Here is a 15,964-nt window from a genome sequence, read left to right on the forward strand (position 1 = left end):
CCGTGACGGACACCCTGGCGCGCCCCTGCACCGCCGTCTAGGATACAAGTTGTGTCCCAGCAATCAGTCGTCTCCCACCGAGACCCCGCCCAGCGCCGCACACTGACGGTCCTGGTCATCTCCCAGGTCCTCGGCACCATCGGCCTCGGCGTCGCCCCGTCGATCGGGATCCTGCTCGCCGGCGACGTGACCGACTCGGAGGCCTGGGCCGGGCTCGCCCGCACCGGCTCCACCCTCGGCGCGGCGCTGCTGGGCATCCCGCTGGGGAACCTCGCCGCCCGGCGCGGTCGCCGCCCGGCCCTCGCCACCGGCTGGTGGCTCGCCGCCGCCGGCGCCGCGATTCTCGTCGCCGCCGCACAGTGGCAGCTGGTCGTCCCGCTGTTCCTCGGACTGCTCCTGACCGGCGCGGGCACCGCCACCGCCCTGCAGGCGCGCTTCACCGCGACCGACCTCGCCACCCCCACCACCCGCGCCCGCTCTCTCGCGCTCGTGGTGTGGATGGGCGCGATCGGCAACGTCCTCGGCCCGAACCTCGGCGTGGTCGGCGAGGTCATCGGCGAAGCGACCGGCATCGCGCCCTACGGCGCGGCCTTCGGCGTCGCCTCCATCGGCTCCGCGCTCGCGGGCCTCGCGGTGCTGCTGTTCCTGCGCCCCGACCCGCTGCGCGTGCTCGCGGAGCGGCTCGCGGCGGAGCGGCCGGCGGCGGAGCGATTCGCGGCGGAAGGGCTGACAGCCGAGCAGGCGGCGGCCGACGGGGGAGGGGCCGTCGGCCGCCCGGATCTCGCGGGGCACCCGGCCCCCGTCGGCCGCGCCGAGCGGATCGGCCGCGCCGAGCGTTTCCGCCGCGCCGCCGCAGAGCTGAGCGCGAACCGCCGCGCCCGCACGGCCCTGGTCGCCCTGCTCACCGCGCAGGGCGTGATGGTGGCGCTGATGACGATGACACCCGTGCACCTCGCGCACCACGGCGGGTCGCTGACCATCATCGGCCTGACGATCAGCCTGCACATCGCCGGGATGTACGGGCTCGCGCCCGTGGTCGGCTGGCTCGCGGACCGGCTCGGCCACCGCGCGGTCGTGGCGATGGGCATCGGCATCCTCGCCGTCTCGATGCTGCTCGCGGTCGTCGTCGCGGACTCGCACAGCGGGGTCATGGCCTCGCTCGTCCTGCTGGGCCTCGGCTGGTCGTTCATGAACGTCGCCGCCTCCGCCCTGTTCAGCGCCGCCGTCACGGGCCCCGAGCGCGCCTCCGCGCAGGGCGCGGCCGACGCCCTCTCGAACCTCTGCGGTGCGCTCGCCGCCTTCGCCTCCGGTCCCCTCATGGCGGTCTCCTCCTTCTCCGCCCTCGCGGTGGTGGCGGCGGTCGCCATGGTCCCGATCCTCGTGCTCGTGCTGCGCCCGAGCGCATGGCGGCCGACGGGGAGTGCGGCAGGGGCGACGAGCTGACTCCTCGGGTCCCTCGGGTCCCGCGGGTCCTGCGGTTCCTGCGGCACGGACACGGTGCGACCTGCGCGGCCGTCGGCACGTCCGGGTGGTAGGTTCACGGGGATCACGGACATGTGTCGAAGGCGCTCCGCCGCGGCCGCGTCCCCGACCAGCGACGGGTCCCGTCGCCGAACGAAGAGGCACAGATGGACACTGCCGGACTCACCGGGACCTGGGAGATCGACCCCGGGCACACGCGGATCGGGTTCTCCGCCCGCCACGCCATGGTCACGAAGGTGCGAGGCGCGTTCAACGACGTGACCGGCCGACTCGTCATCGACGAGGCCGATCCCGCCTCCGCGACCGCGACCGTCCGCGTCGCCATGGCCAGCATCGACACCCGCAACCAGCAGCGCGACGACCATCTGCGCAGCGCGGACTTCTTCGACGTCGAGACCTACCCGGAGATGGTGTTCACCTCGACCCGCATCGAGGAGATTGACGAGAACGCCTACGTCGTCACCGGCGACCTCACCATCCGTGACACCACCCAGTCCATCTCGGTGCCGCTGCAGCTCATCGGTGTGGACACCGACCCCTTCGGGAACGTGCGCGCCGGCCTCGAGGGCTCGCGCCGCATCGACCGTCGCGACTACGGCATCAGCTGGAACACCCCGCTGGACTCCGGCGGCCTGCTCGTCGGCGACCGCATCCAGCTCGAGTTCGAGCTGTCGCTCATCAAGCAGTCCGAGGTCCCGGCCGTCTGAGTCGGCTGGGCGCTCCGGGGGTGTCTGTGCTCCGGAGCGTCAGCGCTCGCCGCGCGCTCCGCGCAGCGCGGTGAGCGCGACCTCGCGCGGGACCTGCTTGCCGAAGGCGTGCACGTCCGCCTCGACCACGCCCCGACGCTCGGCGACGACGCTGCGCACCCGGGCGTCGAGGTCGGCCGGGCTCGGCGCGTGCACGGACAGCGGCGGATCGAGCACCACGCCCACCTGCACCGGCCCCTCGGCGTAGCGGACGTACAGCGCCCACTGGGACGTCGGCCCGAAGAGATCCTGCCGGGCGGGATCGGGCAGCGGCCCGAGCTCGGTGAACAGGGCCGCGACCTGGTCGGCGCGGCCGCGGGCGTCCCTGCGGGTCGCGGCGCTGGGATCGGTCAGCGGCCCGCCGGGGTGGCGCGGGGCGAGGGTGCCGCCGGGGGCGGCGGTGGTGTCCGTGGTGTCGGTGGTGTCGCGGATGTCCTGGACGTCGTCGGCCATGGTGTCCTCCCCGAGGGTGCGGTGGGCTCCAGTATCCCCGTCCTGTGCGAGGCAGGGGAGGGGTGGCGAGGAACCCGTGCTGCGAGGAGCTAGTCCAGGCAGAACTCGTTGCCCTCCGGATCGGCCATGACCACGAACCCGAAGCTCATCGGCGGTGCCGGCTCGTGGCGCTCGAGCTGGGTCGCCCCGAGCTGCACCAGCTCGTCGGCGCGGGCCTGCAGCGCGTCCATCCGCTCCTGCCCCTCGAGCCCGGGCGACGCGCGCACATCGAGGTGCACGCGGTTCTTGGCGACCTTGTCCTCCGGCACCCGCTGGAAGAACAGTCGCGGCCCGACGCCGTCCGGATCCTCGATCGCCGCGGCGGAGTTGCGCTCCGACTCGGGCAGGCCGCGCTCGGCGAGGAACGCTCCCCATGCCTCCATCGGATCCTCGCCCTCGGCGAGCTCCACCCCCGGCGGTGGAGGCAGGACGTAGCCGAGCACCTCCGTCCAGAAGCGCTCGAGGGCGGCCGGGTCGTGGGCGTCGAAGGTGATCTGGATGGTGCGGCTCATCCCTGCTCCTTCATCATGAGTGTTCCGTCGTCGCGGCGACCGCGTTGGCCCGGGCGAACTCCTCGTCGCTGACCGGTTCGAGCCAGGTCACGGTCTGGTCGTCCTCGTCGGCCTCCTGGATCGCCAGGTGGGCCATGAGCGTGCCGACCAGAGCACCGTGCCAGTGCTCCTCCCTCGGTGGGATCCAGACGGTGCGCCCCGGCTCCAGGGTCACCACCTCGCCCGCGCGTGTGACGACGAGTCCTACGCCGTCGGTGCCGAGGAGCGTCTGGCCGACGGGATGCCAGTGCCAGTGCGTGCGCGCCCCGGGCGCGAAGTGCACGTGCGACATCGCCACCCGCGACCCGTCGCGCGGACCGCGGAGCGGATCCATCAGCACGCCGCCGGTGAACCAGGCGGGCGGCGCGGGGACGGTTTCGGGTACGGGCAGCTTCTCCATCGGAGCCTCCTGCGGGGCTTGGTCGCGTGCCTCCATCAGATACCCCCGAGCGAGTCGGGGCAAGGGGTGTGGACACGTCGGCGGGGAGCGCGAGGGCCGACGGGCGTGGGCGGGCGAGGTAGGCGCAGGGGGCTGGGCGGCATGCATGGGGGCGGGCGGGCGCGAGCGTGCGCGCGAGCGTGCGGGCCGGTGGGCTTGGGCTGTCGGGCGGCCGACGGCTCCTCCACATCGGCATTCTGTCGTGAATTCTGGGAAGGGCTGAGTTGGGGACGAGCAGTGTGGTTGTCCACAGATTCCAGGTCAGATGTATGACCTGGCAGTAACTATGGGGAGCGGTTCGGAGGGGTGTCGAGACTGATTCTCCGGAAGTTATCCACAGTCCTCGACCAGGCTTTCGAATGTCAGGGGTGTCGGGGAGGATGGCTCCATGACCACGACGACCTCCCCGGCCACCTCGCCGGAGCCGCCCGCTCCGGACGAGGTGCTCGCCGCGCTCCACGAGCAGGGCCCCGCCGCGCTCGCCGAGCTGCTCGGGGACGTCGGCTACCTCCTGGTCGCCGTCGCGACCGCCCCGAAGAAGATGTTCGAGGTCGAGAAGCGCCCCCGCCAGGACCACAAGAACCTGCTGGACATGATCCACGGCGCGGTCAGCGCTCTGAACGGTCTCGAGGCGCGGGCTGTCGTCGCCCTCGCGGAGGCCTCCGTCCGCGATCGCGTGGACCGCGCGCGGAACGAGGTCGCCCATGAGGACGACTTCCTCCCGCCCCTCGAGCAGCTCATCCGACAGGCCGATGCGGCCACCGCCGCGGACCTCTCGCTCGCGACCCGCCGCTCCCCATCGGTGGCCCGCTCGAGCCTCGCCTCGGCCCGCCGCCTCGTGGGGTCGATGCCTCGCACGCTCAGCGCGCTCAGCACCGGGAAGATCACCGCACAGGTCGCCTACGCGACCTCCTCCAGCGCGAGCGCGCTCGACCCGCTTCAGCGCCGCCAGGTCGACGAGCTCCTCCACGAGAAGCTGCCGGAGATGGACGGCGCGGGTGTGAAGAAGTGGCGTGCCGCGGTGCAGAAGGCCGCTGCCCAGGTCGATGCGGAGGGCGCCGCCCGTCGGCATCGGAAGGCCCGCGAGGACCGGCACGTCTCCCTCACCCCGGGCGAGCATGGCATGGCCACCCTCAGCGCGCACCTCACCGCAGTCGATGCGAAGGCGGTCCACAAGCGGCTGTCGCTCGAGGCGGAGCGCCGCCGGGCCGAGGGTGAGCGCGAGGGGCACGGCGCCCTCATGGCCGACGCGCTCGTGAGCACGCTGCTCGGACGCGAGGACGAGATGGAACCGGTGATGCTGGACGTCGGCGTCATCGTCACCGACCGGGCTCTGATCGACCCTGGCGAAGGCGACCTCGCCGAGCTCGAGGGCTACGGTCCGGTCCCCGTCGAGGCCATCCGGCAAGAGCTGCGCGACGCCCTCACCGAGCCAGCGAGCGGTGAGAAGGACCGCTATGGTCCCGACGGTCCACAGGTCAGAGCCGTGCTGCGGCGGCTGTACACCCACCCCACCAGCGGGGAGCTGGTCGCCGTCGAATCCCGAGCCCGCGAGTTCCCACCAGCCCTGAAACGCTTCCTGCTCTGGCGGGACACCCGGTGCCGCACGCCCTACTGCGACGCACCGGTGCGCCAGTTCGACCACATCGATCCGCACTCCCGCGGCGGCGCGACCAGCCTCGACAACGGCCAGGGCCTCTGTGCCGGCTGCAACCAGCGCAAGGAGGACGCCTTCGCGCGGGTCGAGCGCGTCGGCGGGCCCGTTGAGGACGGACACCTGGTCGAGTGGACCGGCCACGGCGGCACCGCCGTGGTCGTCGGTCCCGCCCGCCTCGAGGACTCCGGAGCGGTGCCGGAGCCGGCCCCGGCACGAGACAGCGCTGAGGTGCCGGCCGACGCTCCCGCGGATGTCGCCTCCGACATGGACGCTCTCGTTGCCACCGCTCCGACCGCGGAGGACGACAGGATCGCGGCCGATGCCTTCGGCGACGCGCGAACCGACGCCGCCGAGCACGTCGACGACGGCTCTGCTGAACCGTCGAGTCCCGATGCTGCGACCGGCGGTTCGCCTGACGTCGCCGCGTGTACCTCAGCCGGGCACGACACCGGCATCACGGTCCGCATCCCGGCCGACGCCGCCCCAGCCGATCCCCGAGACCGAGAACGCCCCGGCCCTCCGCCCATGCAGGCGATGGCCGAGGCGTCCTCGATGATCAGGCGCTCCCTCCGGTCGGGGAGCGGCGCCTGCGATGCCCGGAGGTTCAGGCCCCTGCGCGCCGCAGCCACACGGTGGTGGCTCCCGGCAGCTGGACCGCGCCCTCGGTGTCGGCGTCCAGCGGACCGCTCGCGATCAGCACCTCACCTGCCGGCAGTGCGACGGGCTCGGCTCCGAAGTTCGTGACGCTCAGCCACCCGCCCGGACGCTCGAACGCGAGCACGTCGCCGCTGGACAGCTCCTCGTCCCAGGTCAGGGTCTCCTCGGTCTGCAGCTCACGACGCAGGCGCAGCGCCTCGCGGTACATCTCCAGGGTCGAGCCCTCCACGCCGTCCTCGACCTCGACCGCGTAGTCCGCGAACCAGGCCGGCTGCGGCAGATGCGCCACGCCCTCGCCGAACCCGAATGAGGAGCCTTCGCGCGTCCACGGCAGCGGCACACGGCAGCCGTCACGGCCCAGGCCGTCCCAGCCGCGGTCCTCGGCAGTGGTCCGCCAGAACGCCGGATCCTGACGCTGCTCGTCCGGGATCTCCGCGACCTCCTGCAGGCCCAGCTCCTCGCCCTGGTACAGGTACGCGCTGCCCGGCAGGGCAAGCTCGAACATCGTCGCCGCCCGCGCCCGGCGCAGACCCAGCTCCTTGTCGATGCCGTCCTCCGGACCGCCCGCGAGCACCCAGTCCGCACCCTGCTTGAACGGGCGGCCCTCGCGCGGCGGCAGCCCGTACCGGGTCGCATGGCGCACCCCGTCATGGTTCGAGAACACCCAGGTCGTGGACGACCCGGTCACGGCCGACTGGGCGAGGTTGTCGGTGACGATCTCGCGGAAGTGCTCGGCGTCGAAGTCTGCCTCCATGAGATCGAAGTTGAACGCCTGGCCCAGCCCCTTCGGGCTCGCGTACTTCGCCCGACGCTCCGGGGTCTCCACCCACGCCTCGGCCACCGCGATGCGCGGCGGGTCGTAGCGGTCGAACAGCTCGCGCCACTCGGCGTAGATGTCGTGCACGTCGTCGCGGTCCCACAGCGGATGGGTGCCATCCTTCGGCATCGCCTTCAGCTCCGCCTTCGAGGGCAGCTCCTCCGGCAGGTCCTTCGCCAGGCCGTGCGCCACGTCGATGCGGAACCCGTCCACGCCGCGGTCCGACCAGAACGCGAGGGTCTTCAGGAACTCCTCGTGCACCTCGGGGTGCTTCCAGTTGAAGTCCGGCTGCTCGGTCGCGAAGGAGTGCAGGTACCACTGGCCGTCCTCGACTCGGGTCCACGCCGGGCCCGAGAAGATCGAGGTCCAGTCCGCCGGCGGCTCCTCGCCGTTCTCCCCGCGGCCGTCGCGGAAGATGTAGCGCTCTCGCGCGTTGGAGCCCTTCGGCGAGGCGAGCGCCTCCTGGAACCACACGTGACGATCCGAGGAGTGGTTCGGCACCACGTCCACGATCAGGCGGATGCCCGCGCCGTGCAGCGCCGCGACCATCTCGTCGAACTCCTCGAGCGTGCCGATCTTCGGATCCACGTCGCGGTAGTCGTCCACGTCGTAGCCGCCGTCGGCCAGGGCCGAGGGGTAGAACGGGCTCAGCCACACCGCGTCCACGCCGAGCTTCGCGAGGTAGGGGACGCGGGAGATGATGCCGCGCAGGTCGCCGATGCCGTCGCCGTTGCCGTCCGCGAAGGAGCGCGGGTAGATCTGGTAGACGGACGCCTGGCGCCACCAGTTCGCGTCGTCGCTCAGGGCGGCGCCCTGTGTCGTGGGATCGATGGCGGGGCTGATCTGGGAAACCGTGGTCATGAAGGGAGAGACCTCCGAGGGAGTGGGGTGCGAGCGGGTCCGGACAGTGCGACGATGCTGTGCGACGCCGGACACATCAGGCATTATATTTATGGTCTATCGAAAGTATAGGAGTCGGGGTTCCGACCATGTCAACCGAGCTGGAGCGAGGCGCGAGCTCGCCGCAGATGATGCGGCGGGCGAACCGGCAGATCCTGCTCCAGCACGCCTTGACGGTCCCGTCCTTCACCGCGGCCGACGCGATGGCCGCGACCGGCCTCACCCGGGCGACCGTCCTCGGGGTCAGTGCCGAGCTCGAGCAGGCGGGGCTGCTCACCTCGCTCGCGGCAGGCGCGGCAGGCGCGGCAGGCGCGGCAGGCGCGGCACGTGCGACAGGCGCGGCTATTGCGGCGGGCGCGGGGGCGACGGCGGGCGAGCGATCGGGGCGCTCCGCCTCCCGCGGACGCCCCGCCCGACGCTTCGCCCTGCGCGCGGACGCCGCGGTCCTCGTCGGGATCGACGCCGGCCAGCACACTCTGCGCGCCCGGACCGTCGACCTGCGCGGGCGCGAGCTCGCGAGCGCGATCGAGCCGGCGGATCCCGTGGGGCCGACGGGGCCGACGGGGGTGACGGCGCCGGCGCGCCCGTCGGCCGCGGAGTCGCGCATCGCGCAGCTGCGCGCGCTCATCGCGCGGGTCGCGCGGGAGGCCACGTCGGCCGACAGGGCTCCCACCAACGGGGCTCCCGCCGACGGGGCTCCCGCTGAGGCGATGGCCGCCGACGCGACGTCGGCCGGCGCAACCCGCACCCCGCTGCTCACCGTCGTCGGCGTCCCCGCGCCCGTTCGCGCCGACGGCCGCTCGCCCGTCGGCGGCAACGACTTCTGGACCACCATGAACCCCGACCTCGTCGACGCGCTCGCGGGCGACGACCTCGCAGGTCAACCCGCCGCGGGCCGGGTGATCGTCGAGAACGACGCGAACCTCGCCGCCCTCGCGGCCCTCGCCGAGCGCGGCGACACCCAGCACCTCGCGGCCCTGCTCATGGGCGAGCGCTTCGGCGCCGGGCTCGTCATCGACGGCCGACTCCTGCGTGGGGCCGACGGCGGCGCCGGCGAGATGCGCTTCCTCGACGACGTGCTCGACGACTCCCGCGGGGCCGACGGCGTCGCCGCCCTCGCCCGGCGCTGGGCCCTCGAGGGCCTCTCCGCCGGCCAGGACGCCCCGCTGCTCGCCGCCGTCCCGGCCGAGGAGCTCACGGCTGTCACAGTGCTCGAGGCCGCCGAGCGGGGCGACCCGCTCGCCCGCGCCGTCCGCGAGCGGCTCGCCCTGCGCCTGGCCCGCATCGCCGGGATCCTCGCGAGCCTCCTCGGGGCCGAGCGGGTCGTGGTCGCCGGCGCCATCGCCGAGTCCATCGGCCCCCTCCTCGAGCGCTCCCGGGAGCTGCTGCCCGAGGTCGCCACCGCCCCGTTCCCGCAGCTCGTCGCAAGCACCGACGGCCGCGATGTCGTGGTCCGCGGCGCGACCGAGCTCGCCCTCGCCCGCGTGCGCGAGGCCCCGCTCGACCTGCTCATGCCCGACGCCTGACACCCGACTCCTGACACCCGATCCCGACGACCCCACCCCCGGAAGGACCCCCATGACCACCACCGCCCCCATCCCCGATGCCCCCACCCGGAAGCTCCGCGCCGGCGTGATCGGCCTCGGCTGGGCCGGCCAGCAGCACGTCGCCGCCTACGCCGCCGACCCCACCGTCGACCTCGTCGCCGTCTCCGCCATGGAGGAGCACCTGCTCGCCGAGCACGGCGACGCGCACGACATCCCCGGCCGCTACCGCGACTGGAAGCAGATGATCGCCGAGGCCGAGCTCGACGTCGTCTCCATCGCCACCCCCACCTTCCTCCACGCCCCGATGGCGATCCACGCCCTCGACGCCGGGCTCCACGTCCTCACCGAGAAGCCGATGGCCGAGAACGGCGAGACCGCCGCGACCATGGTCGAGGCCGCCCGACGCGCCGGCCGTGTGCTCGACGTGTCCTTCAACCACCGCCGCCGCGGTGACGTCACGGCGCTGAAGCAGGTCGTCGACTCCGGCGTGCTCGGCAAGCTCTACTACGCCAAGGCCGGCTGGGTGCGCCGCCAGGGCATCCCGGGCCTCGGCACCTGGTTCACCAAAGCCCAGAGCTCCGGCGGCGGCGCGCTCATGGACATCGGCATCCACATGCTCGACATGTCCCTGCACCTCATGGGCGAGCCCGAGGTCACCGCCGCCTCGGCCTCCACCCACGCCGAGTTCGGGCCGCTGGGACGCGGCGGCTCCGGCTTCGGCGTCTCCCAGCTCGAGGAAGGCGTGCCCTTCGAGGTCGAGGACCTCGCCACCGCATTCCTGCGCCTGGACGGCGGCGGCACCCTGCTGCTCGAGTCCAGCTGGGCCCAGTGGATCCCGCACGACCTCTGCTACGTCACCCTCTACGGCTCCGACGGCGGCGCCACCATCGAGTGGGGCGGCGACCCGACCAACGACCACCGCAGGCTCGAGGTGTGGACCGAGGTCGCCGGCATCCCCGCCGAGCTGCGGCCCGTGGCCGGGCCCGACGGTCGCCACGCCGGCGCCGTCGCGGACTTCCTCCGCGCGGTCCGCGGGGACGACTGGGCCGCCCACGACGGCTCGCTGGCTCTCCGCCGCGCCCGCGTCGTCGACGCCTGCTACGCCTCCGCGGCGCAGGGCGCCGAGGTCGCCGTCGGCGGCTGATGTCGTCGGCCGACGGCGCAGGGCTCAGGCGCCCCGCGCCGTCGGCGCATCCTGGGCCGTCGCCGTGCTCGCCGTCGCCGGCACCATCGAGGTGCCGGGGTCGCTCGCGTCGTCGTGGGGCGGGGGCTCAGCCCCGGGCCAGCAGCGTCTCGGCGAGGAAGCCGACGGTCTGCTGCCAGGCCGCCTCCGCAGCCGCGGCGTGGTGGAGTCCAGGGTGCGGGTTGTCGAAGGCGTGGCCTGCGCCCTCGTGAAGCATGAAGCGGACCTGCTCGCGAGTGCCGGAGGCGGTGACCGCGTCGCGGATCTGCTCCACCTGATCCATCGGGATGAAAGCGTCCTCGGTGCCGAAGTGGTGCAGGCTCGGCACCTCGACGAGCGCCGCGCGGTCCAGCAGCGTCGGCAGGGCGGAGCCGTAGTAGCTCACCAGCACCGACGGGGGCCGTTCCTCCTCTGCCGCCGACGCCGCCGCGGCGGTCGCGAGCCCGCCGCCGTAGCAGAAGCCCACGAGCCCGACCCGCTCCTCGTCCACCGCGCCGTGGGCGCGCAGGGCGCCGAGCGCGGCGATCGCGTCGGCCTCCGCGCGGTCCCAGGGCAGGCGCTGGGTGAGGTCCATGCCCTCCTGCAGCCAGGGCCCGAGCTCCTCGCCGTCCTCGATGCCCACCACCGGCGGGTCCAGGCGCGCGAACAGCTGCGGGGCCAGCACCGCGCAGCCCAGCGCCGCGAGGTCCGCGCAGCGCTGCTGCATGTAGGCGGACAGGCCGAAGATCTCCTGCAGGACCACGAGGCCGGGCACCGGCTCCTCGAGGTTCTCCGGGAGCCAGAGCATCCCGGGCAGGTCGCCGGCGTCGGTCGGGATCGGAAGCATCGTCGCACTCACGCCTGGACCCTACCGCGAGGGGCCTGCGAGGGGATGGTGACCCGGCGAGGTCAGGCGAACAGCGCCATCGCGTACACCGCGAAGAGCAGCAGGTGAACGGCGCCGTGGACGGCGGTGACGCGCGGCGCGGCGGCCGAGACCGCGGAGACGGCGAGGGTCACCCCGAGCAGCAGCAGGTTCACCGGCGATTCGGCGAGGACCACGGGGGACCCGGTGACCAGGCCGATCACGAGCACGGTCGGGATCGTCAGCGCCAGGGTGGACACCAGTGCGCCGTGGCACAGGTTCACCACGCGCTGGATCTCGCCGGACGACGCGGCGCGCAGTGCGGTGAGGGTCTCGGGGGTGAACACGATCATCGCGATGAGCAGGCCGGACAGCGCCACCGGCGCCCCGAGCCGGGCGAGGTCCTCGTCGAGCAGCCCCGCCATGTCGTGGGAGAGCAGCACGATCGGCAGCACGGTCGCGACGAGCACCGCGACCCGCACGAGCAGCTCGGTGCGATGGCGGGAGAGGGTCTCGCGCAGCGGGGTCGGGGCAGGGGAGTCCGCTTCGGCGGGGCCGTCGCTCGGGAGGGCGGCGGCCGACGGGGGCTCGACCTCCTGGAAGTCCTGTGCCTGGGCGCCGGTCTGGCGCCACAGGAAGAAGGCGTAGAGCAGCACGGTCGCGAGCGCGATGACGATCGCCTGGGGCCCGGTGAAGGCGCCGCCCTCGCCGAGCAGGCCGGGCAGCGCGAAGCACATGGCTGCGAGCGCGATGAGCAGCACGATGTAGGTCGAGGCGCCGACGCGGTGCGGGGCCATGTCGCCGTGGCGGATCCCGCCCAGCAGCAGGCAGGCGCCGAGGGCGAGGTTCAGGATGATCATCGACACGGCCATCACGGAGTCGCGGGCGATGGTCGCGTGGTCGCCCGGGCCGAGCATCACCGCGGCGATGAGCACCACCTCGATCACCACGATCGACAGGGTGAGCACGAGGGTGCCGTAGGGGTCGCCGAGCCGGTGGGCGAGCGCCTCGGCCTGGGCGACGACGCCGCCCGCGGCGAGCACGATCACCGCGACGATTGCGGCGAGCACCAGGGCGATCGCGGCCGACGGGGGCGCGGCCGGGACCGGGGGGAGCAGGGCGAGCGCGACGACGCCGGCCCAGCCGACGGCGAGGCGGGCGAGGGCGCCGCGGTCCAGGACAGTGCGCAGGACCTCGCGGGCGGGGGTGCGCTTCGGCTCAGTCGTGCGCTGCGGGGCGGGGGTCGGGGTCACGGTCTCTCCTGCGAGGCCGTCCCCGTCGTGCGTCCGCGGGCCGGGTCGTCCCGGCCGGGGCGCCGGCCTCTCGCGGCGGGCGCACTGCCCAGGGTAGCCACACGGCGGCGCCGGGGTCAGGTCCTGGTGTGGGACCTGACCCCGGCGCGGTGCGCGATGGTGAGGAGTGCGCGGCTCAGAGGTCGCCGGGGCTGCCGATCCCCACCAGGAGACCCTGGTCGTTGTCCGCGAAGGTGCCCGGGGCGACTTTCAGCTGCCAGTAGCCGCCGTCGGCGAGCTCCGCGGTGCAGTCCACGGTCGCGAAGTCGTCGAAGTCCATGCCGTCCTCGCAGGTCACGCCCGTCCAGTCGGCCATGTCGGCGACCGGCACGTAGGCGTTGTCGGAGGTGAGCGTCTGGAAGGTGGCCTCCTCGAGCTCCTCGGCGCTCAACGGCTCCGCGCCGAACATCGAGCCCATGCCGACGCCCGTCAGGGAGACGTTGCCCTGGGTCAGTGCGCTCGCCCCCGCGGGCAGCTCCACACCGGTGGAGAACAGCACCGCGCTGCGGTAGCCGTGCTCGAAGCCGTCCTCGTGCGGGACGTAGACGGCGCTCGCGACCCACTCCCGGGTCGGGGCGGTGTCGTCCAGGCTCGTCGGCCCCACGCACCCGGAGGTGCTGCCGGTCTCGAGGGTCAGTGGCTCAGCGCACTCGACGGTCGACCCGAAGGGGTCGCCGAGCAGCGCTGCGAGCCGGTCGTTCTCGAGGACGATCGGACCGTCGCCGGTCGTGTCCTCCTCCTCGGTGATGCCGAGGTCGGTGACCAGCAGGATCCGGGTGCGATCCCCCGATGCACCCGAATCCTGCCCGTCGCCCTCGTCTCCCGCACCCTCATCGGCCCCTGCGCCGTCCTGCTCGTCGGCCTCGCCATCCGTCGCGGACCCGGAGTCCTCCGCGGACCCGGTGTCCTCGTCGGACCCGTCGGCCGACTCCTCGGCCCCCGCGGAGGGGGCCGTGGTCTGCTCCTGCGCGCTGCTCCCGCCCGCCGACGGGGTCTCGGCCCCGGTGTCGGCGGCGCCGCAGGCGCTCAGCCCCAGCAGCGCGGCGCCGGCGGCCAGGGCCATGCCGGTGCGCAGCCGCCGGGCGAGGCCCGCGGTGGTGCTCGTCGTGCAGGTCGTCTCGGTCGTGCTCGTCGTGCTGGTACTGCTGCTCTTCCGTGCGGTTATGAGAGGATCCCCCATCCTGGTCGCCCCGGGGCGGCGGGTCCCGCCGTCGTGGACCGGGGTGTCATGGCCCGCGTCACAACCTGCCAAATGGGTCAAGGAATGGTCAAGTCCCACCCATGAAACCGCTGTGACAAGCGTGTGGAGATTCTGTGTGCCCGGCCATCATCCCTGGTCGGAGCGATTTCTCCGGCTGGGGGAGTTGGTGGGAGCTGGGGGAGGAGGGGATCAGCGGGGACCGCCGGGGCCGGGATCGCCGTGGCGTCGGCGGTACTCGTCGTCCTCCGCGTCCTCGTCCCGGACCGAGCTGCCGCGACCTCCCCGGAAGCCCAGGGCGATGCCGAGCGCGGTACCGACGGCGAAGCCCACGAGCGCGCCGAGCAGCAGGTTGTCGAAGGCCGTCAGGCCCACGCCGATGCCCACGGTGAAGCCGAGCATCATCCCGAAGGGCAGCCAGGTGGCGTCGAAGCGGCGGCGGGGACGGTCGGTCATGGAGCCTCTGTCGGTGGGCGTGCCCGGGAGCGGGTGCGAGCGGGCGGGGTGTCGGGCGGGGTGTCCAGCGTAGCCCGCGGCGGAGCGGCCCCGGACACCGCGCCGGTACCCTCCCGGGGTGACCGCGACCCCTGCCCCCACCGCCACGCCCACCGTGCGCGAGGCGCTGCGCAGCCCGCGCCTGCTGACCACCGAGGTGCTCGCCGGCGCCGTCACCACCCTCGCGCTCATCCCCGAGGTGATCTCCTTCTCCGTGATCGCGGGGGTGGACCCGAAGGTCAGCCTCATCGCCTCGGTGGTGCTCGCGGTCTCCATGACCTTCCTCGGCGGACGGCCCGCGATGATCACCGCCGCCGCGGGCGCGGTCGCGCTCGTGGTCGCGCCGCTCGTGCACACCCACGGGACCCAGTACCTGCTGCCCACCGTGCTCCTCGCGGGGCTCATCCAGATCGGCTTCGGCCTCGCCGGGCTCGCGCGGATGATGCGCTTCATCCCGCGCTCTGTGATGATCGGCTTCGTCAACGCGCTCGGCATACTCATCTTCACCGCGCAGCTCCAGCACGTCCTCGATGTGCCGGCCGCGGTGTACCCGCTGTTCGCGCTCACCCTCGTGGTGGTGCTCGTCCTGCCCCGGTTCACGAAGGCCGTGCCCGCCCCGCTGGTCGCGATCGTGCTGGTCACAGCCATCGCGATGATCGCGCACCTCAGCGTCCCGACCGTCGGGGACCAGGGCGAGGTCTCCGGCGGGCTGCCCGGCATCACCCCGCTCGAGGTGCCGCTGACGCTCGAGACCCTGCGCCTCATCCTCCCCACAGCGCTGAGCGTCGCGTTCGTCGGACTCATGGAGACGCTGCTGACGGCGAAGCTCGTCGACGATCTCACCGAGACCCGCTCCTCGAAGTCCCGCGAGTCCTGGGGACTGGGGGTCGCGAACATCCTCGCCGGGCTCTGGGGTGGGATCGCCGGCTGCGCCATGATCGGCCAGACGGTCATGAACGTGAAGCTCGGCGGGGCCCGCACCCGGATCTCCACGCTGGTCGCCGGGGTGCTGCTGCTGGTGCTGGTCACGTCGCTGTCCGGGCTCATGGAGCAGATCCCGATGGCGGCGCTCGCCGCGGTCATGATGGTCGTCGCGGTCTCGACGCTGGACCTGCGCAGCGTGCGCCCCTCCACCCTGCGCCGCATGCCGCTGTCCGAGACGCTCGTGATGCTCACGACCGTCGTGGTCGTCGTCGCCACCCACAACCTCGCCGTCGGCGTCGCCGCCGGGACGGTGCTCGCGATGGTGCTGTTCGCACGCCGGGTCGCGCACGTCACGCAGGTGCGGCGCGAGGTCGTGCCGGCGGGCGCGGCTGATGGGGTTGGCGCGGCCGACGGGTCCGGCGCGGCCGACGGGGCACGCGGCGCGGTGCGCTACGCGGTGCGCGGCCCGCTGTTCTTCGGCAGCAGCAACGACCTCGTCGAGCAGTTCGACTACTCAGCTGACGCAGTAGACGCCGCACCGGGATGTGCAGTGACCGTGGACCTCTCGGCCGCCCAGGTCTGGGACGCCTCGACCGTCGCGGCGCTCGACGCGGTCCAGGCGAAGTACGCCGCGCACGACCTCGAGGTCGTCTTCACCGGGCTCGATGCGCGCTCGAGCGACTTCCACGGCCGGCTGACGGGGACGCTGAACTGACGGGGACGCTGAACTGACCCGGGAC

13 protein-coding genes and 1 pseudogene are annotated in these 15,964 nt (G+C 73.3%); 6 read left to right on the forward strand and 8 right to left on the reverse strand.

The genetic code is table 11. The features are described 5' to 3' along the window. Positions 1-51 precede the first annotated feature (51 nt). Together HNR70_RS01835 and HNR70_RS01840 are read left to right on the forward strand one after the other, a co-directional pair. The gene (locus tag HNR70_RS01835) at positions 52-1,443 is read left to right on the forward strand and encodes an MFS transporter (RefSeq protein WP_184324157.1); all 1,392 of its coding nucleotides are present in this window, start codon (positions 52-54) and stop codon (positions 1,441-1,443) included. Between the two features lie 185 nt (positions 1,444-1,628). Beyond that, positions 1,629-2,189: a YceI family protein gene (locus tag HNR70_RS01840; RefSeq protein ID WP_184324158.1), complete on the forward strand. Its 561-nt coding sequence runs from the start codon at positions 1,629-1,631 to the stop codon at positions 2,187-2,189. Between the two features lie 39 nt (positions 2,190-2,228). Here HNR70_RS01840 and HNR70_RS01845 read toward each other — a convergent pair whose 3' ends face one another. From HNR70_RS01845 to HNR70_RS01855, 3 genes are all read right to left on the reverse strand, one after another. Next, complete coding sequence (locus tag HNR70_RS01845; RefSeq protein WP_184324159.1) at positions 2,229-2,681, reverse strand: hypothetical protein; 453 nt, start codon at positions 2,679-2,681, stop codon at positions 2,229-2,231. Positions 2,682-2,770: 89 nt separating this feature from the next. Continuing rightward, positions 2,771-3,232: a VOC family protein gene (locus HNR70_RS01850; RefSeq protein ID WP_184324160.1), complete on the reverse strand. Its 462-nt coding sequence runs from the start codon at positions 3,230-3,232 to the stop codon at positions 2,771-2,773. A gap of 13 nt (positions 3,233-3,245) precedes the next feature. Further along, on the reverse strand, positions 3,246-3,671 hold the full coding sequence (locus HNR70_RS01855; RefSeq protein ID WP_184324161.1) for a (R)-mandelonitrile lyase: 426 nt from the start codon (positions 3,669-3,671) through the stop codon (positions 3,246-3,248). 631 nt (positions 3,672-4,302) lie between these two features. Here HNR70_RS01855 and HNR70_RS15725 point away from each other — a divergent pair. Beyond that, positions 4,303-5,385, forward strand: a pseudogene (locus tag HNR70_RS15725) (HNH endonuclease); the annotation flags it as partial. A 586-nt stretch (positions 5,386-5,971) separates the two neighbouring features. On the opposite strand, the gene HNR70_RS15730 reads toward HNR70_RS15725, so the two are convergent. Further along, positions 5,972-7,702: a glycoside hydrolase family 13 protein gene (locus HNR70_RS15730; RefSeq protein ID WP_246375118.1), complete on the reverse strand. Its 1,731-nt coding sequence runs from the start codon at positions 7,700-7,702 to the stop codon at positions 5,972-5,974. A gap of 128 nt (positions 7,703-7,830) precedes the next feature. On the opposite strand from HNR70_RS15730, the gene HNR70_RS01865 reads away from it, so the two are divergent. After that, the gene (locus HNR70_RS01865) at positions 7,831-9,267 is read left to right on the forward strand and encodes an ROK family protein (protein ID WP_246375119.1); all 1,437 of its coding nucleotides are present in this window, start codon (positions 7,831-7,833) and stop codon (positions 9,265-9,267) included. A 52-nt stretch (positions 9,268-9,319) separates the two neighbouring features. Next, entirely contained in the window at positions 9,320-10,432 is a 1,113-nt protein-coding gene (locus tag HNR70_RS01870) for a Gfo/Idh/MocA family protein (RefSeq protein WP_184324163.1), read from the forward strand. Positions 10,433-10,559: 127 nt separating this feature from the next. Here the strand turns inward: HNR70_RS01870 and HNR70_RS01875 are convergent, their stop codons facing one another. From HNR70_RS01875 to HNR70_RS01890, 4 genes are all read right to left on the reverse strand, one after another. Continuing rightward, positions 10,560-11,309 (reverse strand): dienelactone hydrolase family protein, encoded by a 750-nt coding sequence (locus HNR70_RS01875; protein ID WP_184324164.1) that lies wholly within the window; start codon positions 11,307-11,309, stop codon positions 10,560-10,562. A gap of 50 nt (positions 11,310-11,359) precedes the next feature. Then, entirely contained in the window at positions 11,360-12,568 is a 1,209-nt protein-coding gene (locus HNR70_RS01880; RefSeq protein ID WP_376768813.1) for a calcium:cation antiporter, read from the reverse strand. A gap of 175 nt (positions 12,569-12,743) precedes the next feature. Continuing rightward, complete coding sequence (locus HNR70_RS01885) at positions 12,744-13,787, reverse strand: ICP22 family protein (RefSeq protein WP_246375120.1); 1,044 nt, start codon at positions 13,785-13,787, stop codon at positions 12,744-12,746. 210 nt (positions 13,788-13,997) lie between these two features. Next, a complete protein-coding gene (locus tag HNR70_RS01890) occupies positions 13,998-14,261 on the reverse strand; it encodes a hypothetical protein (protein ID WP_184324165.1) in 264 nt (87 codons plus the stop codon). Positions 14,262-14,379: 118 nt separating this feature from the next. Between HNR70_RS01890 and HNR70_RS01895 the strand changes: the two genes are divergently transcribed. Continuing rightward, the gene (locus HNR70_RS01895) at positions 14,380-15,939 is read left to right on the forward strand and encodes a SulP family inorganic anion transporter (RefSeq protein WP_184324166.1); all 1,560 of its coding nucleotides are present in this window, start codon (positions 14,380-14,382) and stop codon (positions 15,937-15,939) included. Positions 15,940-15,964: the final 25 nt, after the last annotated feature.

This window comes from Brachybacterium aquaticum (assembly GCF_014204755.1).
GTDB classification, from domain to species: Bacteria; Actinomycetota; Actinomycetes; order Actinomycetales; family Dermabacteraceae; genus Brachybacterium; species Brachybacterium aquaticum.